The sequence below is a fragment of the Neisseria sp. P0008.S002 genome (assembly GCF_051962805.1).
GTDB classification, from domain to species: Bacteria; Pseudomonadota; Gammaproteobacteria; order Burkholderiales; family Neisseriaceae; genus Neisseria; species Neisseria perflava.
Genome location: NZ_JBQCUY010000004.1, coordinates 246,661 through 266,695, shown reverse-complemented (window position 1 = coordinate 266,695; position 20,035 = coordinate 246,661). Strand labels below are relative to the sequence as shown.

The 20,035-nt window shown below is 49.1% G+C and carries 18 protein-coding genes; 3 read left to right on the top strand and 15 right to left on the bottom strand.

Annotation, left to right across the window (positions count from 1 at the left end; genetic code table 11):
* Positions 1-5: 5 nt before the first annotated feature.
* The 7 genes from ACTHSA_RS06450 to ACTHSA_RS06420 form a co-directional block, all read right to left on the bottom strand.
* Positions 6-689 carry a 2,3-diphosphoglycerate-dependent phosphoglycerate mutase gene (locus ACTHSA_RS06450; RefSeq protein ID WP_049337039.1) on the bottom strand — a complete coding sequence of 228 codons (684 nt, stop codon included), beginning with the start codon at positions 687-689 and terminating at the stop codon, positions 6-8.
* 102 nt (positions 690-791) lie between these two features.
* Entirely contained in the window at positions 792-1,544 is a 753-nt protein-coding gene (locus tag ACTHSA_RS06445) for a class I SAM-dependent methyltransferase (RefSeq protein ID WP_070625063.1), read from the bottom strand.
* 48 nt (positions 1,545-1,592) lie between these two features.
* On the bottom strand, positions 1,593-3,221 hold the full coding sequence (locus ACTHSA_RS06440) for a sigma-54-dependent transcriptional regulator (protein WP_004518841.1): 1,629 nt from the start codon (positions 3,219-3,221) through the stop codon (positions 1,593-1,595).
* Positions 3,214-4,800: a two-component system sensor histidine kinase NtrB gene (locus ACTHSA_RS06435; RefSeq protein WP_070625064.1), complete on the bottom strand. Its 1,587-nt coding sequence runs from the start codon at positions 4,798-4,800 to the stop codon at positions 3,214-3,216. Before ACTHSA_RS06435 ends, ACTHSA_RS06440 begins: the two co-directional genes overlap by 8 nt.
* A 69-nt stretch (positions 4,801-4,869) precedes the next feature.
* On the bottom strand, positions 4,870-7,173 hold the full coding sequence (gene parC, locus ACTHSA_RS06430) for a DNA topoisomerase IV subunit A (protein ID WP_440366997.1): 2,304 nt from the start codon (positions 7,171-7,173) through the stop codon (positions 4,870-4,872).
* A 208-nt stretch (positions 7,174-7,381) separates the two neighbouring features.
* On the bottom strand, positions 7,382-8,704 hold the full coding sequence (locus tag ACTHSA_RS06425; RefSeq protein WP_049344509.1) for an MFS transporter: 1,323 nt from the start codon (positions 8,702-8,704) through the stop codon (positions 7,382-7,384).
* Positions 8,705-8,898: 194 nt separating this feature from the next.
* Positions 8,899-9,942, bottom strand: a complete 1,044-nt coding sequence (locus ACTHSA_RS06420; RefSeq protein ID WP_049344511.1) for a LacI family DNA-binding transcriptional regulator — start codon at positions 9,940-9,942, stop codon at positions 8,899-8,901.
* Positions 9,943-10,200: 258 nt separating this feature from the next.
* On the opposite strand from ACTHSA_RS06420, the gene pgi reads away from it, so the two are divergent.
* Positions 10,201-11,841, top strand: a complete 1,641-nt coding sequence (gene pgi, locus ACTHSA_RS06415) for a glucose-6-phosphate isomerase (RefSeq protein WP_440366999.1) — start codon at positions 10,201-10,203, stop codon at positions 11,839-11,841.
* A 171-nt stretch (positions 11,842-12,012) separates the two neighbouring features.
* Here pgi and ftnA (ACTHSA_RS06410) read toward each other — a convergent pair whose 3' ends face one another.
* Both ftnA (ACTHSA_RS06410) and ftnA (ACTHSA_RS06405) read right to left on the bottom strand, forming a co-directional pair.
* Positions 12,013-12,510 carry a non-heme ferritin gene (gene ftnA, locus ACTHSA_RS06410; protein WP_003686798.1) on the bottom strand — a complete coding sequence of 166 codons (498 nt, stop codon included), beginning with the start codon at positions 12,508-12,510 and terminating at the stop codon, positions 12,013-12,015.
* 16 nt (positions 12,511-12,526) lie between these two features.
* Entirely contained in the window at positions 12,527-13,012 is a 486-nt protein-coding gene (ftnA, locus tag ACTHSA_RS06405; RefSeq protein ID WP_003686837.1) for a non-heme ferritin, read from the bottom strand.
* A gap of 913 nt (positions 13,013-13,925) precedes the next feature.
* Between ftnA (ACTHSA_RS06405) and ACTHSA_RS06400 the strand changes: the two genes are divergently transcribed.
* Positions 13,926-14,099, top strand: coding sequence for a hypothetical protein (locus tag ACTHSA_RS06400; RefSeq protein WP_224783520.1), 174 nt, complete (start codon positions 13,926-13,928; stop codon positions 14,097-14,099).
* Between the two features lie 257 nt (positions 14,100-14,356).
* Positions 14,357-15,634: an AmpG family muropeptide MFS transporter gene (locus ACTHSA_RS06395; RefSeq protein ID WP_371459658.1), complete on the top strand. Its 1,278-nt coding sequence runs from the start codon at positions 14,357-14,359 to the stop codon at positions 15,632-15,634.
* A 73-nt stretch (positions 15,635-15,707) separates the two neighbouring features.
* Here the strand turns inward: ACTHSA_RS06395 and hpf are convergent, their stop codons facing one another.
* The 6 genes from hpf to ACTHSA_RS06365 all read right to left on the bottom strand — a co-directional run bounded on the left by hpf (position 15,708) and on the right by ACTHSA_RS06365 (position 20,023).
* The gene (gene hpf, locus ACTHSA_RS06390) at positions 15,708-16,022 is read right to left on the bottom strand and encodes a ribosome hibernation-promoting factor, HPF/YfiA family (RefSeq protein WP_003686778.1); all 315 of its coding nucleotides are present in this window, start codon (positions 16,020-16,022) and stop codon (positions 15,708-15,710) included.
* Between the two features lie 49 nt (positions 16,023-16,071).
* A complete protein-coding gene (rpoN, locus tag ACTHSA_RS06385) occupies positions 16,072-17,427 on the bottom strand; it encodes an RNA polymerase factor sigma-54 (protein ID WP_004518851.1) in 1,356 nt (451 codons plus the stop codon).
* Between the two features lie 165 nt (positions 17,428-17,592).
* The gene (gene lptB / locus ACTHSA_RS06380; protein WP_107737380.1) at positions 17,593-18,327 is read right to left on the bottom strand and encodes an LPS export ABC transporter ATP-binding protein; all 735 of its coding nucleotides are present in this window, start codon (positions 18,325-18,327) and stop codon (positions 17,593-17,595) included.
* 70 nt (positions 18,328-18,397) lie between these two features.
* Positions 18,398-18,928 carry a lipopolysaccharide transport periplasmic protein LptA gene (lptA, locus tag ACTHSA_RS06375; protein ID WP_049328829.1) on the bottom strand — a complete coding sequence of 177 codons (531 nt, stop codon included), beginning with the start codon at positions 18,926-18,928 and terminating at the stop codon, positions 18,398-18,400.
* Positions 18,909-19,490 carry an LPS export ABC transporter periplasmic protein LptC gene (gene lptC, locus ACTHSA_RS06370; RefSeq protein WP_107737378.1) on the bottom strand — a complete coding sequence of 194 codons (582 nt, stop codon included), beginning with the start codon at positions 19,488-19,490 and terminating at the stop codon, positions 18,909-18,911. The genes lptA and lptC overlap by 20 nt, the downstream gene beginning before the upstream one ends.
* Positions 19,487-20,023, bottom strand: a complete 537-nt coding sequence (locus tag ACTHSA_RS06365; protein WP_063069321.1) for a KdsC family phosphatase — start codon at positions 20,021-20,023, stop codon at positions 19,487-19,489. The genes lptC and ACTHSA_RS06365 overlap by 4 nt, the downstream gene beginning before the upstream one ends.
* Positions 20,024-20,035: the final 12 nt, after the last annotated feature.

Below are 20,035 nucleotides of genomic sequence, written 5' to 3'. Positions count from 1 at the left end.
TTACCTTACAGGTAGAATTTTTCAATCACTTTCAGGTTTTCATCCAATTTGTACACCAGCGGCTGACCGGTTGGGATTTCCAAGCCCATGATGTCTTCGTCGGAAATGCCTTCGATGTGTTTTGCCAACGCACGCAGGGAGTTGCCGTGTGCCGCAACCAATACACGTTTGCCGCTCAAGATGGCCGGAGCGATTTGGTCTTCCCAGAAAGGCAGGACGCGCTCGAGGGTAACTTTGAGGTTTTCGCCATCAGGTACGACATCGCTAGGCAGGTTGGCATAGCGGCGGTCGTTGTGGGCGGAGTTAGGATCTTTAGGATCGAGCAGCGGAGGCAGGGTGTCGTAGCTGCGGCGCCAAATGTGGACTTGCTCGTCGCCGTATTTTTCTGCGGTTTGTTTTTTATCCATACCTTGCAGCTGACCGTAGTGGCGTTCGTTCAAACGCCATGATTTGATTTGTGGAACAAACAGTTGGTCGGATTCTTCCAAAACGATGTTACAGGTTTTGATGGCACGGGTCAGAACGGAGGTAAAGGCGATGTCAAACTCGTAGCCTTTCTCTTTCAGCTTTTTACCTGCTGCTGCGGCTTCTGCCAAACCTTGCTCGCTCAGCTTGACGTCGCGCCAGCCGGTGAAAAGGTTTTTCGCGTTCCATTCGCTTTGTCCGTGACGGATGAATACTAATTCCATGATAGTTTGCTCCAATGAAGTTTGGGAAAGGGTATTTATATCACACTTTGCCGCCGCGCTGATAACGCCGGCGGTTTCTTTTGATATGTTGCAAGTTTGCTTTTAGTCTTCAGACGGCCTTGTCGGAAGGTAAACGTCAAAACGCGTGCTTTTGCCTGTATATTGATAAGCAGGTTTGCGCCTATCGAGAAATTCACCCAAGCGCGGGCGTTTGACGACAATGCGCTTTTTGGCGGTATTCAATGCAACGTTCAGAAGCTCGGCTTCGTCTTGTGCCGCACCGACCAAATCGTGAAAGTAAGCCATTTCTTTTTTCACAGCGGCGGTTTTGCGACGCTCCGGATACATCGGGTCGAGGTACACCACATCGGGGCTGCCGTTTTGCGTGGACAATTCCTGCATTAAATCAGCGGCATTGCCGAAGTGCAAAATAATTCGCTGGGCAATCTCCCGTGTCTCTTCACTTTGCCCTGCCCTGTTGAGGCCGTCTGAAAGTAGACAGGCAACAGCAGGATTTTGTTCAAAAGTTTGTACATTCAAGCCCAACGAGGCAAGCACAAAACTGTCGCGCCCCAGTCCGCCGGTAGCGTCCCAGACAGTCGGTTGCGCAGTATGGTTGACGGCTTTGGCAATCAACTCGCCTCCACCTTTAGTGCGCCGATAATGGGCGGCACCGCCATCAAAATCAACGCGAACACGGCCTTTTTCACCGGCGCGGCACAAACTGATGCCGCTTTCGTCAGCGATAAGGAAACTGCCTTCTTCAGGCTGCCGATCAATAACGGTCAGCCCGAAAGGTGCAGCAAGGCTGCGAAGTTCGGTAGATGCGGTTTCGTCAAAATAAATCTTGTACATAAGGCTTATGTTTCAGACGGCCTTGAAAACTCAGGCCGTCTGAACGTTTTAATTGATGTCCAAGCGTTCCATACGGTAGCGCATAGAGCGGAAGCTGATGCCCAAAAGCTTGGCGGCTTGGGTACGGTTGTAACGGGTTTGCTGCAAAGCCTGCTCGATGATGCTGCGTTCCACTTGGTCGAGGTAATCCTGTATCTGCATGGTGCGTGGATCAAACGGTGGAATGGGACTGTGATTGAGCGTAGTTTCACGCGCGTCGGGTTCGGCAATATCGTCAAAAGAGAAGCCGCTGCGTTCTGCCTTAACCTGCGGAGCATTTTGAATCTGCAAGTCGTCCACTTGTATCACTTGGCCTACCGTTAGCGCAACGGCGCGTTCGAGGATGTTTTCCAACTCACGGAAGTTGCCGGGATAGCTGTAATGCAACAGGGCTTCTTGGGCTTTCGGGCTGAGTTTGTAGGTTTGATTGCCGTGACGGTGTTTATACAGCAGATACAGAATCAGCGCGCCCAAGTCTTCGCGCATTTCGCGTAAAGGCGGCATATGCAGAGAGACTACGTTGAGGCGGTAATACAAGTCCTGACGGAATGCGCCGCTTTCAACCAAAGCTTCGAGGTTTTTATGGGTCGCACAAATAATGCGCACATCCACAAAGGTTTCCCGCGCATCGCCGATACGACGCACGGCTTTTTCTTGAATGGCGCGCAGGAGTTTGACCTGCATGGCAAGTGGCAAATCGGCAACTTCATCAAGGAACAAAGTGCCGCCGTCAGCGTGTTGGAAAAAACCTAAACGGTCTTGATCCGCACCGGTAAAGCTGCCTTTTTTGTAGCCGAAAAATTCGCTTTCCATCAGGTTTTCAGGAATGGCACCGCAGTTGACGGCAATAAATGGTTTGTCGGCGCGGTCGGACAGCTCGTGAATCGTGCGCGCCGCCTGCTCTTTACCCGTACCGGATTCACCGGAGATATAAACAGGAACAAGGCTGCGGGCCAATCTGCGAATCAGGTGGCGTACTTCGACCATTTGCGGCGAAGTACCCAACAGGCGCGGCATATCGTCCTCGCCTTCCAATACAGGTGCGTCTTGTTGCAAAGCAGGATTGATGCTGCCGGCCGAAAAACGCTCTTTTAAGGAATTGAGCCCTTCCGGAACAGTCAAAGGCCGGTTAAATTCACTCTGTACGCTCTTAGGAGGCGTAACGACAGGCTTAGCCGGCTGAGGTTCGGGTTTATACAGGGCGGCAGAAACAGGCGCAGGCTGCGATTTGACTTTTTCAGACGGCGTGGGTTCGGCAGTATTGTCTGAAACCGACACTGCCGATTTAACCAATGAACGCAACTGCGACAGCGTAATCGGTTTTTGCAGATAATCAAACGCCCCTGCTTTCAAGGCTTCAACAGCTTGGTCGGCATTGCCGAAAGCCGTAATCACGGCGACGGGCGTATCGAGCATCAGTTCATCGATGTATTGGACAACCTCGAGGCCGGAGCCGTCAGGCATACGCATATCGGTCAACACCAGCGAATAATCGTTGTTGTCCAGCTTGTCTTTAGCCTCTTCAACACCAGCCGCAGTATCGACGTGCAGACCCATTTTCATCAGGGTCATTTCCATCAGGTCGCGGATGTCTGCCTCGTCATCGACAACCAAAACCGGCTCTTGCAATTTATTCATCCTGCGCTTGCTCCTTCGGTAAAATCAATTCAAACCCGTTCATTTCAGGGTGATAATGCAGCTGCCCCATATTGGCGTGTGCCAACTCGCGTGCGACGTAAAGCCCCAAGCCGGTGCCTTGTTTTTCGGTGGTGTAAAACGGCTCGAACAAATGATTTCGTACATCGGGCGGCACGCCTTTGCCGTTGTCCGCCACGACGATGGAAATATGCATCCTGCCGCTTGAACGGATAAGGACGGTAATGGCGTTTTCGTCCTGACGGCTGTGTCTCCAAGCGTTGTTGCACAAGTTCCACATCACTTGCTGCAAGTGCATAGGATCGACCAATACGGTCAGGTTGTTGCCGTCCATATTCATGCGCAGACAGCCGATGGCATCGGGATTATTCAAGGTAAATTCCTGCTTGAACTCCAACCAGAATTTCATCAGATTAATCGGCTGGCGGCTGATGTTGTCTCGTTTGTTAAGCAGGGATACGTCTTCCAACATCTTGTCGATACGTTGGATATTGCTGTCGATGATGTTGTAGAGCTTGGCCTTGAGCGGATCTGCCTCGTCGCCTTCCTGCAACAAATCGCTGGCATGACGGATGGCGGACATCGGGTTGCGGATTTCGTGGGCAAGGTTGGCAGTCAACTGTCCAAGCGAAGTTAGCTTGGTGGACATGGCCTCCGCAGCCACTTCACGCAATGAGCGGACGTACAACATCAGCAGCTCGGTTTGCTCCTGAATCAGTGGAACGGCACGAACGTGCATGGCATGTTGGAAAATATGGATATCAGTTTCAAAAGGTTTGTCGGGTTGACGCTGCCAACGTGCCACCAGCTCGCCAAACACGATTTCCTGCTGATCGATAATCAGGCTGGGGAAATAGATTTTTGCCTGCTTGTTAAACAGCCACACGCGTTGAGTCGCATCAATCACCACAACCGCTTCCTGTACGCGGTTCAAAACCAAATGGTTCAAGCCGCTGATACGGCGGTAGGCAAGTTGATGGCGGCTGGCGGACTCTGAGGCCTGCTCCAAATAACGGGCGGCAAACGAGGTCAGCATCGCCACCAGATAGCCTGCGCCGATCAGCATCGAAGAATTCACCATTGATTTCGCGTCCCAATTAAACGAATCGAAACGCATGCTGCCGTCTAAAAACAGGTTCAAAATAAACAGCATGGCCGTATAGCCTGCATACAGCATGGGGTAATGGCCATAACTGAGCAGACACGACGTAGCAACAAACGGCAAAACCAAAATCCCGAAACCGGAAGCCGTACCGCCGGAGATATACACCAAAACCATCATCATGGTAATGTCGACCACGGCACTGGCATTGGGCAAATCCAAAGACTGCCACTGCCAGCCCGGGCGGAACACGGAGAGCATAATCAGGAAGAAATACAGCGTTACCCAGATATAAAACTCAACGTCCGGCAACGAAACGCCAATCAGGTTGCCGCCTGTGTAGCTGCCGAAAGCGTGCAAAACCAAAAGCGGTAAGACGATGGCTATTCGGGCAATGTTGATTACACCGGGAATCCGCTCCCTCAGATTACCCAGTTCTTGAAGATTGGCTCTGTTCATAAGTGAACCTTTTTTATTATCATGCAATGTCGTATAAATTTAATTTATTTAGATATATTTGTTCTTGTTTCAGGACAAACTTTTCAGACGGCCTGATATTTCCAATACCTTGCCTTTTTTACCGCGCTTGCCGTCAATATCGGCAATACGTAGTTTTTCCTGATGTTCTGCACCGCGTCGGCCGACCGATACAACGGTAAACTCAGAAGAGGTCGTCACCATAATGTGTTCCAAAGATGCACCCTCAGCCAACGACATCAGCTGCAAACCGCGGCCTTTAGGCATGACTTTGAGTTCGCCGATGGAAAACGCCAAGAGACGGTGGTCGCTGCTGGCCAGTACGACTTTGCAGTCGGGATTGATCAGTGAAGAAGCATAGACGGCAACCGGAGGCAGGACGGTTTCGCCACTGTCCACGGTCATGACCAATTTACCCGCTTTCACGCGTCCGACCATATCGGCCAACTTGGTGATAAAACCGTAGCCGCCGTTGCCTGAGAGCAAGTAATGCTGTTCTGGCTGGCCGGTGAGCATGGCGACGGGTTTCGCGCCGTTTTGTAACTCGATTAAGGATGAAACCGGCACGCCGTCGCCGCGTCCGCCAGGGATTTCGGCGGCATCAAGCGTATAGGTTCTGCCCAATGAATCCAGGATGACGACGGGCAAAACCGTGCGGCCTTCGAGGGTTTGTTTGAGACGGTCGCCTTCTTTGAACGCGGTTTGGCTCAAATCAAGGTTGTGTCCGGCACGGCTGCGTATCCAGCCTTTTTCCGACAGAATCAGCGTGATGGGTTCGTCGGCGGTGGTTTGTGTCAGCACGGCGCGTCCGGCCTCTTCCACCAGCGTGCGGCGCGCGTCACCAAACTGCTTCATGTCCGCCTGCATCTCTTTGATAATTAGCTTACGTTTTTCGTTTTCGTCGCCCAAAAGAATATTCAGACGACCTTGTTCTTCGCGCAACTCGTTCAATTCTTTTTCGAGTTTGAAACCTTCCAAACGCGCCAACTGACGCAGGCGGATTTCCAAAATGTCTTCGGCTTGGATTTCGGTCAGCCCGAACGCCGCCATTAAATCGGCTTTCGGATCATCTGATTCACGAATGACTTTAATCACTTCGTCAATGTGCAGAAAGACTTTCAGACGGCCTTCGAGGATGTGCAACCGTTTTTCCACTTGACTCAAACGGAATTTCAGACGGCGTGTTACGGTAACGACGCGGAAATCCAACCATTCCTGCAAAATCGTTTTCAGGTTTTTCTGCGCAGGGCGGTTGTCCAAACCCATCATTACCAAGTTCATGGACACATTGCCTTCCAGAGAAGTCTGCGCCATCAGCGTGTTGATGAAAGTATCCGTATCGATGCGGCTGGATTTTGGTTCAAATACAAGACGCACAGGATGTTCGCCGTCTGACTCGTCGCGCACGCGGTCGATTAAATCCAGCATCAGCTTTTTGGTGTTGAGCTGGTCTTGGTTGAGCTGCTTTTTTCCCGCTTTCGGTTTCGGGTTGGTTTGTTCTTCGATTTCGGCAAGGATTTTGGCGGAATTGGCGTTCGGCGGCAGCTCGGTCACAATCACGCGCCATTGTCCGCGCGCCAGCTTCTCGATTTCATAACGCGCACGCACGCGCACGCTGCCTTTGCCGGTTTCGTAAATCCGACGCAATTCGTCTGCCGGCGTGATGATTTGACCGCCGCCGGCAAAATCGGGCGCAGGGATATACTGCATCAGGTCGGCGGTTTCCAGCGTCGGTTTCTTCAACAACGCAATCGCCGCCTGTGTGACTTCGTTTAAATTGTGCGATGGGATTTCGGTCGCCATACCCACCGCAATGCCCGACGCACCGTTGAGCAACACCATAGGCAGACGGGTGGGCAGGTGTACAGGTTCGTCAAACGCGCCGTCGTAGTTCGGCACAAAATCCACCGTCCCCTGATTGATTTCGGACAACAGCAATTCCGCAATCGGCGTCAGCCGCGCTTCGGTGTAACGCATCGCCGCCGCCCCGTCGCCGTCGCGCGAACCAAAGTTGCCGATGCCGTCGATTAAGGGATAGCGCAAGGTAAAATCCTGCGCCATGCGAACCATCGCTTCATAGGCAGAACTGTCGCCGTGCGGATGGTATTTACCCAAAATCTCGCCGACCACGCGTGCCGATTTCACCGGCTTCGCCCCCGCCGTCAAACCCATATCGCGCATGGCAAACAAAATACGCCGTTGTACAGGCTTTTGGCCGTCTGAAACTTCAGGCAGCGCGCGGCCTTTGACCACGCTCATGGCGTATTCGAGATAGGCGCGTTCGGCGTATTGACCTAACAGCAGGTAGTCTTCACCGACAGGAGATGGACTTGGAGCGGAAATGTGTTCTGTCATCAGGATGGTAAAACGAAATAAATTAAAGAAGGATATTGTAAAGCAAAATCGGTAGTCATAGCCAATTTGAGTGATGAACGGTAGCGCAGCGACAATAAGGCTTTCCGAATCAGGTCAGCAAATGGAATCCGTTTCGACAAAAAAGGCCGTCTGAAACCCTTTCATGTTTCAGACGGCCTTTTCATTTTGGTTTTAAATCAAAACTTCGTTATTCTGCAGTAGCCGGTTTGGCCGCAGTTTTAATGGTTAAGGTCACCGCTGCGGCAATGGCCAGGGAAACACCGGCAAAAGTCATCGCGTTGGCAGGGTTTGAACCCAAGAAAGTTCTGTACACCCAGCCGAAAGATACGGTTTCAATCAGCATTGGAATCACAATCATCATGTTCACAATACCCATGTACACGCCGTAACGTTCTTTCGGAATAGAACCGACCACAATCATAAACGGCACGCCCATCATACTTGCCCAACCGACACCGAAACCAATCATCGGCGCAAACATCAGGTATTTGTTGCCGATGTGCGGAATGGTGAGCAAGGCTAGTGCGGCAAGGGTTACGGCAAAGGCGTGAACATATTTGGCGGCGTATTTGCGCGCCATCCACATCAGGCCAAAGGCGGAGATAAAGGTTATCACGTTGTAAAAACCGTTTACCAGGCCGGTCCATGCAACCGCTTGGCTATACGCTTCGGTATTTTCAACGGTCGAATCCCAGACGGATTGGACGATACTGTGGGAAATATATTGCCAGTAGATGAAGAGCGCGTACCATTGGAAGAGATACACCAAGGCCAGTTGCCACAGGGCAGTCGGCATTTCGCGCACGGCAACGACAATATCTTTAACAGCATGGGCCGGACCGCTCGGCTGGGCTTTAATGGCCGCCATTTCTTCAGGGCTGGGCTCGCGTTCGGCCGTTGATAAAACGGTAATCAAAACCGAACCGATGGAGCAGACCGCACCAATATAAAACGAACCGAATACCCAATACGGAATGCCTGCTTCGGAAGTTTGTTGCAACCAGCCGATTTGTTGGAAGATATAGAGGGAAACGTTGGCCAGGGTAATGCCCAAGCCGGTAAACACAGACTGCATCAAGAAACCGGTGGATTGCTGGTGTTCAGGAACGGTATCGGCAATGAAGGCACGGAAAGGTTCCATTGCAGTATTATTACTGATGTCCAAGAGCCACAGCAGCAATACGGCCACCCACAAGGCGGTAACGTGCGGATAGATAAAGAGACAGAGACTGCAACCAATGGCGCCAATCAAGAAATACGGACGGCGGCGGCCCAATCCGGGCACCCAAGTGCGGTCACTCATCGCACCAATCATCGGCTGCACCAGCAAACCGGTAATCGGGCCTGCCATATTCAAAATCGGCAATTGGCTCGGATCGGCATGAAGAAAGCTGAAAATCGGGTTAATCGCAGTTTGCTGCAACCCGAAGCTATATTGAATACCGAAGAAACCGAAGTTCATCAGCATAATCTGGCGAAGTGTCATCGCCACTTGTGGGGAGATTTTCATAGTAAGGCTACTCCTGGATAATAAACTATGGAAACAACAAACTCCAATTTCAGCGGTATGACGCTTTTATTGTATTGGGCCGCCTTTTTAATGAGGCAATCCTGTTTTCAGACGGCCTTTATTTTGACCGTTTACATAATCTTATTTTGATGTGTGTTTGCGTTGTTTAAAGCTTATTTTCAGGCCGTCTGAAACTATTTATTAATCACAGACTGACGCCAGATGGTTTCCCCAACGACCTTGACTGACTGAACCGAGCCGGTCGGGTGTTCAATGTATTGAAACAGCAAATCCGCCGCCATCGCGCCCATGCGCAGATAAGGCAGCTCGGTACTGGTCAACGGCGGAAACAGCGTCTCCGCAATCGCGCTGTGGTTATCATAGCCGGCAACCGAAACTTGCTCGGGAACCCGCACGCCGCGCGTCCTCAAAATCCCGTACACGCGTACTGCCATTTCATCGTTACCGCAGCAAATGACCGTCGGCGGAAGCGTCAAAGACAACAGTTTCAAAATAGCCGAAATCAAAGATCCGCTGTCATTGCTGAAGTCAGGATAACCAGTTTGCACCAAATCAGGATCGAAGACAATATCCGCATCCGCCAAAGCCCGGCGGTATCCGGCCAATCTCAATCTCGTTGCTTCTACGCCCGGCTGCAAAGTCACATAAGCAATCCGTTTGTGTCCGCTTTGGATAATCCGGCGCACCAAGCCATACTGCCCTGCTTCATCGTCCGGCAAAACCGACGGCGTACCTGCCAAATCGAAACAGTTGACCAACACCATCGGGCAACGGTTGGGCACTTCCGGCAGCAATACTTCCTGATGGAAACCGGCCACATATAAAATCCCCTCGGCACGATGCTCCATAAAGGTACGGATCAGCGGCTCCATCTGACCGGGCTGCCCTGGCTTGTTGTCGATGTCGGCAATCATCAAAATCTTGCCTTGTGCACGAATCTGCTGCTGAATGCCCTTAATCAAGAACATATCCGGTATGCCGTGTCCGCCCGTATTCTCGCCTGTCCGCGAAATGGCGCCGGTAATCAGACCGACCAAGCCGGAACGGTGTGACCGCATAATCCGCGCCGCAGAAGACGGGATATAGCCCAAAGCAGCAATCGCTGTTTCTACTTTAGAACGGGTTTTATCACTGACCGGCGCATCGCCGTTAATCACCCGGCTGACCGTCTTGGGAGATACCCCGGCATAAGCAGCGACATCATAAATTGTAGCCATCTTACGGACCCGTCCCGACAAGATTTCAATAATGTTACATAGGATAACACAGCAGACATCGGTGTCATACCCCTTTTTTTTACAGAAACTTGATGATAATCAATCATTTCTTTTTCATTTTGCATACATTTCTTAAACAAAAACACCCCCGCCACCTCCCAAAACCTGTTCAAATTTGTTAAACTACAAGCCACTACAAAAAAGCAGGAAATACCTATCTATCCTGCTTATTTTACCGTTACATACTAAGGAAACGAGATGACCGCATACTCAGACGCATGGCAGGCCTTGGAAGCCCATCATGCCGATACGCAACACGTTACCCTGCGCGAACGTTTCGCTGCAGATGCCGAACGTTTCAACAATATGCACGAAATTCTGCACGGTTTGTTATTTGATTACAGCAAAAACCGTCTGGATGAAAATACCCTTAATTTATTGTGCCGACTGGCCGAAGCAGCCGATTTGCCACAATATATGCAGGCCATGATCAACGGCGAAAAAATCAACACCAGCGAACACCGCGCCGTCCTCCACACCGCCCTGCGCCTGCCGGCCAATGCCCAACCCATTTACGTTGACGGCGAAAACATCGTGTCCAAAGTTCATCACGAACTCAACCGCACACTCGAGTTCGCACGCCAACTTTTGGACGGCACCCACGCAGGCATTACCGGCAAACCGATTACCGACTTGGTTCACATCGGTATCGGCGGTTCCGATTTGGGCCCGCGCATGGCCACACAGGCGCTGCAGCCTTATTGGCAAAACATCCGCGTCCACTTTGTCAGCAATTCCGATGATGCCGACTTGACCCAAACCCTTCTCGGCCTCAACCCCGAAACCACCGTATTCAGCATTGCCAGCAAATCGTTCCGCACACCGGAAACCCTGCTCAATGCCTATGCGGCGCGTACTTGGTATCGCGATGCAGGTTTGCCCGATTCCGGCATCTACCGCCACTTCTGCGCCATTTCTGCCGATGTGGCCGCCGCCCAAAACTTCGGCATTTCCCCCGACAAAGTCTTCGCCATGTCCGACTGGGTCGGCGGCCGCTATTCCGTCTGGTCGCCCATCGGCCTGCCGCTGATGGTTGCCGTCGGCGAAAAAGCATTCCGCAAAATGCTGGCCGGCGCACACGCGATGGATACCCACTTCTTCGAAACGCCATTCCGCCACAACATTCCCGTCCTGATGGCGCTCATCAACGTTTGGTACAACAACTTCCAACATTCAGACGGCCAAACCGTTGTCCCATACAGCCACAACATGCGCCTCTTCACACCATGGCTCAACCAGCTCGATATGGAAAGCCTCGGCAAACAGCGTACTTCAGACGGCCAACCCGTTTCCTGCACCACTGGCGGCATTGTCTTCGGCGATGAAGGCGTCAACTGCCAACATGCCTACTTCCAGCTTCTGCACCAAGGCACGCGTCTGATTCCCGTCGACTTCATCGTCCCCATGACCACAGTCTACGGCAACCACCGCCAACACCGCTTTACCGTTGCCAATGCCTTCGCCCAAGCCGAAGCGCTGATGAAAGGCAAAACCTTAGACGAAGTGCAAATCGAATTGGCCGCCCTACCCCAAGACGAACGCGACCGCCTTGCACCGCAAAAAGAATTCCCCGGCAACCGTCCGAGCAACAGCCTGCTCATCGACAGCCTGACGCCTTTCAACCTCGGCATGCTGATGGCTGCTTACGAACATCGTACTTTCGTTCAAGGCGTGATTTGGCGTATCAACCCCTTCGACCAATGGGGCGTGGAATACGGTAAAGAGCTGGCCAAAACCATCGAACCCGAACTCGAACGCGGCACGCCTGCACACGACAGCTCCACCAACGGTCTGATCGCCTTCTACCGCAACTGCAACGCAAGATCGAAGGCCGTCTGAAAATAAAATGCCCGTAAGACAAGCATATCTGCCTGTCTTACGGGCATTTCAAAACCTAATCGGCGGTAAGAATGAACCGTTAAAGCACCGCACTTTTAGACAAAAGTAGCTAGATTTTGATATAAAAAAAGGCTAAATCGATAATGACTTAGCCTTTTTCATCAGACTTGATTAGTTGTTTGTTGTTAATGCGCCTAAATCTTTATCAACTAAGAACAAACCTTTACCATCTTCACCAAGAAGATTTAATTTATCCAAAATTCCACTGAATAATTTTTCTTCTTCATGTTGTTCAGCCACATACCATTGTAAGAAGTTAAAGGCAGAGTAGTCTTTCTCTTCAAAAGTTCTACCAACTAATTCATTGATTTTAGAGGTAATTAACTTTTCATGTTCATAAGTTAATTCAAGTACTTGTTTCAATGATGAAAATTGATGAGGTGGTTCATCAATTTGTGTGATGATAGCCAATGCGCCGGTCTCATTTAAATAAGTGAAGAGTTTACGCATATGCTGCATTTCCTCAGCCGCATGCTCTGATAAAAATTTTGCAGCTCCTTCGAAACCTTGTTGTTCGCACCAGGCGCTCATTTGTAAATATAAGTTAGAAGAATAAAACTCTAAATTCATTTGATCATTTAATAGTTTAATCACGCTATTTGATAACATTTTATTTCTCCTATTCTTATAAAGTTTTTAATTCACGATCAATGTAGTAGAGCGCTGTACCACTTTCACCAAGAAGTTTGAATTTATCAACAATACTGTTAAATAATTTTTCTTCTTCATGCTGTTCAGCTACATACCATTGTAAGAAGTTAAAAGTAGAGTAATCCTTTTCTGCAAAAGTACTCTCAACTAACTCATTAATTTTAGATGTCACTAGTTTTTCGTGTTCAAGTGTTGTTTCAAAAACTTCTTTTAATGAAGCGTAATCGTGTTTAGGGGCGTCAATTTTACCTAACAAAGGCATTCCACTGGTTTCGCTCACATAAGTAAACAACTTTTGCATATGTTCCAATTCTTCATCGGCATGACGAAGTAAAAATGCTGCAGCGCCTTCATAACCATGTTTATGGCACCATGCACTCATTTGCAAATAGACATTTGATGAATACAACTCGAGATTAATTTGTTCGTTTAATTTTGCTGTAATTGACTTACTTAGCATAACTAACTCCTTTTCTTAATGCGGTTATGATAGATGTATCACAATACAAAATTTGTATTTGCGGATGAATTTTACTCATTTTATTGAGAATAGTCAATTTTATTTTATCAATTTTTATTGTAACCCATTAATTTAAAAGGATTTTATAAATAAATTATTCTCATTTGGTTCCATTTAATGAAATGAGTTATCAATATCGCCTTTGCCTAAATTCTCTAGAGAAATGATGAGGTGTTGGAAGGAGAATCGTAGATTTCCAAAGTTTTTTGCTCTCACTTATCAACTCCAAAATACTGGATAAATAGAAAACATGAAAATTCAATGTTTTTTATAGAATTACGCATCAAAGCGATATAGTTTCAAAGTAGGTTATCCTTAATATTTGAATGTGACAATTACCATTTATTATTTAACATAATATACATATTGTTGAAAAATCTACTGGTTAACTTCAATCAGGGAAAGCATGAAGAAGTTAGGAAGTTGGTTGGAAAGTTGATTAGGGTAGATTTTATTCAAATGAAAGACTAGGCTATGAAATCAAAATTTGTGTATAAGTTACTGGTAATTTCAAAGTACCTGTACATTTTAATTTGTATATCAATACCAATCGTTTTTATTTATGAAAGCTACCAAGGAGATAATGTTGATTTTATGATTTATATTCATGCTTTTATTATTTTTTCCATATTGGGTGTATTGACTCAATATTCTACATCTAATTTTTTTGAAAAGGAAAAATAACATGATTGAACTATCCATTGAGGATCTGGAACTAATTTATGGAGGAGGCTTAGGAGAGAGAATCCTTCAAGGAGGAGCAAATGGTGCATAAATAGGAGGATCAATTGGTGCAGGTATTGGTCTGGGTGTCGGTATAGCTTTTGGCAGTATTCCTGCCGGACCAGCTATTATGGTCGGTGGCACAATTGGTGCTGCTGTTGGTGCTGCAACTGGTATGGGTGTTGCAGCATATGAGTATTACCAAGAAACTCAGCCTAAAGGGACAGTAACGGTCGGTCCGATTTCTGCTTTTGCTGTGGACAAATCAGGAAACGGCTACACTGACGGCACAAATTACCACTGATATTTCTCATCGTTCAAACGATCTCTAGGGGTCGTCTGAAACTTTCTTAACTTCAATTTTATGAATACACCCAAGCAACCCTTCTTCCGTCCTGAAGTCTCCGTTGCCCGCCAAACCAGTTGTTCCAACAAAAGGCCGTCTGAAACTTAATTTGTCAAAGTTTCAGACGGCCTTTATTCAATAAAGATAGCAGAAGTTAATTCGCCATATCCCCCATCTTTGCTACAATATCCCTTTCCTTTTTTATTGATTCCACTATGACCACCGCACCCCAAACCAGCACTTGGCGCAAGATTTTCTCGCGCAGTATGCTGATTTGTATCTTTACAGGCTTCACTTCGGGGCTGCCGCTTTATTTTCTGATCAACCTTATTCCTGCATGGTTGCGCAGCGAACATGTCGATTTGAAAACCATCGGCCTGATGGCACTTATCGGGCTGCCTTTCACTTGGAAATTTATCTGGTCTCCCGTCATTGATTTGGTCAGATTACCTTTTTTAGGACGGCGGCGCGGTTGGATGCTGGTTACGCAAATTGGTTTGCTGCTGACCTTGCTCATTTACGCCTTCCTAAATCCTGCTCAGCATTTATATGTAATTATGGGCTTATCGTTGGTGGTTGCCTTTTTCTCTGCCAGCCAAGATATTGTATTGGATGCATTTCGCCGCGAAATTTTGTCAGATGAAGAATTAGGCTTGGGCAACTCCATCCACGTCAATGCCTACCGTATTGCTGCTTTGGTACCTGGCTCACTCAGCTTGATTCTGGCTGATTTAATGCCTTGGCACAACGTATTCATCATTACTGCACTATTTATGCTGCCCGGTCTGCTGATGACCCTGTTTTTAGCTAAAGAGCCTGACATTCCGCCAACTGTGCCTCGTACATTTGCCCAAACAGTCTCTGACCCTTTCAGTGAGTTCTTCTCCCGCAAAGGCATCAAACAGGCCATATTGGTATTGCTGTTTATCTTTCTCTACAAACTGGGCGACAGCATGGCCACTTCTTTGGCTACACCGTTTTATCTGGACATGGGCTTCAGCAAAACCGACATCGGCCTCATTGCCAAAAATGCCGGCCTGTGGCCTGCTGTGATTGCCGGCATTGCCGGTGGTATTTGGATGTTGAAACTCGGGATCAACAGGGCATTATGGGTTTTCGGCGTGGCGCAATGGGTTACTATTCTAGGCTTTGCCTGGTTGGCAAATTTTGGCAAGTTTGAAACCATCACACTGACAGAACAAATGATGCTTGCGGCAGTGATTGGTGCAGAAGCAGCGGGCGTAGGTCTGGGTACAGCGGCGTTTGTTGCCTATATGGCTCGTGAAACCAATCCTGCATTTACGGCCACACAATTAGCCCTCTTTACCAGCCTTTCCGCTGTACCGCGTACATTTATCAACGCCTCTACAGGCTATCTGATTGAAGCGATGGGTTACTTTAATTTCTACTGGCTGTGTTTCGCTTTGGGCATACCGGGTATGTTGCTGCTGTTTAAAGTGGCACCGTGGAATGGCGAAAAAGTGAGTAACTAGATTGCCAGTCTAAAACTTCTAGTAAAACAAAAGGCCGTCTGAATGTTCAGACGGCCTTTATCATACAAAAATTTTATTCTGCTTCAGGTTTGACAGTACTGCGGACATCGCCGCTTTTTTCTTTATGTTTCAAAACAGCGCGGTCGAGCTTGTCCATCAAAACATCAATCGCGGCGTACATATCCTGTTCAATCGCTTCAACGTGCAAATCTTTGCCTGCCAGATGCGCATCAGCTTCGGCTTTTTGATTGACTTTTTCCACCGAGAGCGTAATGGTCACAGAAATGATGTTGTCGGCATGGCGATTGATTCGTGCCAACTTGTCGGAAACATAGTTTTTGATGGCTTCGGTAACATCAAAATTCAGACCGGTGATTTTCAGATTCATGATACAGCTCCTTCGGTTGATTAGTCCGTCAAAACGGATCGGAATATATCTACTCGGTAAATTTTCGTTTGTGTGCCGGTGGGATGTCTAATGATTCTCTATATTTAGCAACTGTACGTCTGGCAATTTCAATGCCGCGTTGTTTTAATAATTTGACGAGGGTCTCGTCCGAATAGGGTTTGCTGCTGTCTTCACTTTCAATCAACTGGCTCAATACGGCTTTGATTGCGCCTTGGCTGAACCCTTCGCCATCATCATCGGCATTGACTGCCTGTGTGAAGAAATAGCGTAACGCAAACAGGCCGCGCGGGCAAGACAAATATTTCTGATTGGCGGCACGCGAGATGGTACTTTCCGCCAAACCCAATTCGGCGGCGGCATCTTTCATCAGCATGGGAGACAGGCCGATTTCTCCGAAGATGAAAAAATCTTCCTGATTTTTGACGATATACTCGGCAAGGCGGAGGACAGTGCTTTTACGCAGCTCCAAAGAATCAATGCGCTGCTTGGCTTCGTTGATTTTTTCCTTCCACTCCGGTGCGCCCTCTTCCTCTGATTTCATCAGGTCGCAATATTCCTGATTGAGCTGCAGCTTCGGCCAAGCCGCTTCGTTGCTGATGACTTCCCAGCCGTCCTTGCCCTCTTTGACCCAAACGTCAGGCTGAATATAAGGCGTAGGCGTGGCAGAGGCGAAGCCGTAGGCTGGATAGGGATTGAGCCCGGCAATCATATCGAGCGCGGCTTCTATGGTTTTGCTGTCGGTATCGGGATAAAGTTTGCGGAAACGCAGAACGTTTTGTTTGCGGTTTTTGCCTAAGTCTTGAAGCGAACTTTGCACCAAATGCGCGGCCATTTGTCGGGCAGGAGAAGCCGGCAAACGCATTAACTGCAACATAAGCGACTCGGTCAAATCCGCCGCCGCCACGCCGGGCGGCTCAAAGGTTTGCAATACATCCAGCGCGTTTTGCAGGGCTTCTTCGTCCAGCATCCATTCCAACGGCGTGTGGTCGATAATTTCTTCGAGGCTGTCGGTGAGGTAGCCTTGTTCGTCCAAAAAATCAATCAAGACGTGAACATAGGCCGCTTCCACTTGCGAGAGCGGATGCTCGCACACTTGGGCATGCAGATAGTGTTTGAAATCCTCTTCTTCGGCGATGTTGCTCCAAATATCTTCGGCATCGTCGCCGCTCAACTGCTGACCTGCGCGCGGCATGGTTACCGCACGGTTGAGCCCGCTATCGGCAAATTCATCGCTTTCCGGACGCTCAAGCAGAGGATTGTCTGACAACCAGTCTTCCACTTCGCGCTCAAGCTCAAGACCCGACATCTGCAAGATGCGCAGAGACTGTTGCAGCCGCTGGTTGAGCTGCTGGGTCTGTTTGAGTTTAAGGACGAGTGAAGACATAGTGTTTAATTCGAAATGTATGGATAGTTTTTCAGACGGCCTTTATACGGCAGGCCGTCTGAAAGATTAGTTTATCGGTATTATATTTGTATTTTTAGTGATTATTCCAATATTTATAGCCGCCCTCAATTGAAATGAGGGTCTCATATACCGTCAAATATGCATTCAATATTTGAAATTTTCACCCAAGTAAACCGAACGGACTTGTTCATTGTTGACCAAATCATCCGGCTTGCCTGAAGCCAATACCGTACCGTCGCTGATGATGTAAGCACGGTCGCAGATGCTGAGGGTTTCGCGCACGTTGTGGTCGGTAATCAATACGCCGATACCGCGTAATTTGAGGAACTCGATGATTTTCTGAATATCGATGACAGCAATCGGGTCAACGCCGGCAAAAGGTTCGTCCAACAAAATGAAACGCGGCTGCATGGCCAGCACGCGTGCGATTTCGACACGGCGGCGTTCGCCACCGGACAAGGACGGCGCAGGGTTGTTGCGCAGGCGCTCGATATTCAAATCGGCCAACAGTTTTTCAAGTTCGGCATCGATGCGGCTTTTATCCTTCATGCTGATTTCCAAAATGGCGCGGATATTTTGTTCCACGGTCATTTTGCGGAAAATCGAGGCCTCCTGCGGCAGATAGCCGACGCCAAGGCGGGCGCGTTCGTGAATCGGCAGGTGGCGCAACTCTTGGCCGTCCAACATCACGCTGCCTGCATCGGCGGCAATCAGGCCGACAATCATGTAAAAGCTGGTGGTCTTACCCGCGCCGTTGGGACCGAGCAGGCCGATGACTTCGCCGCTTTCGATTTCAAGGGAGAAGCTTTTGACGACTTGGCGTTTTTTGAAACTTTTTTGCAGGTTTTGAACCACAAGACGGCTGTTGTTTGCGCTCATATTCTGTTGACTTTCGATATTGACCTCAGGCCGTCTGAACCTTTTTCAGACGGCCTTTTTGTGTGTTTTCTTATTTGTTTTTCTGCGTGCTGGACGGCTGGATGACAACGCTGACGCGGCCGGATTTGGCGGCGGATTTCACACCGGATTTGGCGCTGCCGTTGATGGTATAAACCTCGGTTTTGGTGTTGTAAGTGATGACTGCACCTTCGGCCACATCGCCGCCGCGCTGTACTTTGGCATTGCCGGTCAGGGTAACCAGACTGGCTGCGGAAGAATACGTTACAGTATTAGCTTGGCCGTTGACCACGCCTTTGCCGCCGTCCAACTCTTGGCTGAATTTGACGGGTGAGCCGGTGGCTTTCATCAACTGCTCGCTTTTGTCGTTGCGCGAAACGGTCACGCTGCCGGCACGAATATTGAGCGTGCCTTGTTTGATGATGACGTTGCCGGAAAAGGTGGTGCTTTGGTTGTTTTGGTCAAGCGAGCCTTGGTCGGCTTCGATTTGAATCGGCTGCTTGCTGTCGCTTTGCAGGGCAAAGGCCGGGCTGGCCGCAAAAACGGCAACAAGGGCTAAGGTTTTACAAATTTTTTGTATCATAAATTGTGGCTTTCACTTTGGAAGGGAAATTCAGCAAACCGGTTTTGTGATCATAAGTCATGCCGTTTGCCTGACCGCTGGACTGTCCGTATTGGAAAGTAACGGGGCTGTCGGTATGGGCATATTGCGCCTCGGTATCGACATTCAAACGTTCGGTTTTGACGATGCCGGCCAAACGCTTGGCATCTGCCGCTTTGTTCAAGACAACATTCTGTTCAAAAACGACTTTTTTGTTTTGAATATTGTACTCTGCTTTGTCACTGCCGACTTCGTACAGCAGGCTGCCGTCGCGGTAAAACGAAAGATGCGGTTTGTCCAAATGCACGTCTGCGCTATTCGGATATTGGACGGCATCGACCGCGCTCAGGTTTTCTTTCAGACGGCCTTCTTGGTCAAAACGTTTGCCGTTGATGCCTTTCATCGAATATTGCGGCTCATTCGGATTGAGGACGACTTCTTCGACTTGTACTTCGCTGATGCGGCCGAGCCACGCCGCCAGTGCGCCGAGTGAAACGGCCAACACCAGCGGAAAGGCGATTCCGTAACGCCATCTGATTTTCATCGTACATACTCTTTCAAAGCAGGTTCAAGCGTACCTTGCGCCTGCATAATCAAATCGCACACTTCACGCACCGCACCTGCGCCGCCGGAACGTCGGGTTACATAATGGGCGTATTGCAAAGTAAACCAATGCGCTTCAGGGACTGCGACCGCCAATCCGCAACGCACCATCACGGGCAAATCGACAACATCGTCGCCAACAAAGGCGCACTCATGCTCCTCCACACCGGCCTGTTCGCGTAATTGGGCGTAGGCGGCACGTTTGTCGTGAATGCCTTTGAAGTAATAGTTGATACCGAGCTGCTTCACGCGGATACCGACTGAAGGCGCATCACGGCCGGTAATAATCGCCGTTTGCACGCCACCGGCCTGAAGCATTTTCAAACCGTGTCCGTCCAAAGTGTGGAACGATTTGATTTCTTCGCCGTTGTCGCGGATAAAAATGCGGCCGTCGGTCAAAACGCCGTCTACATCCAGTATCAGCAGTTTGATACCTAAAGCGCGTTGTTGCAGGTCGGAAGAGAGGTTTTGCATAAGGTTTCCTTA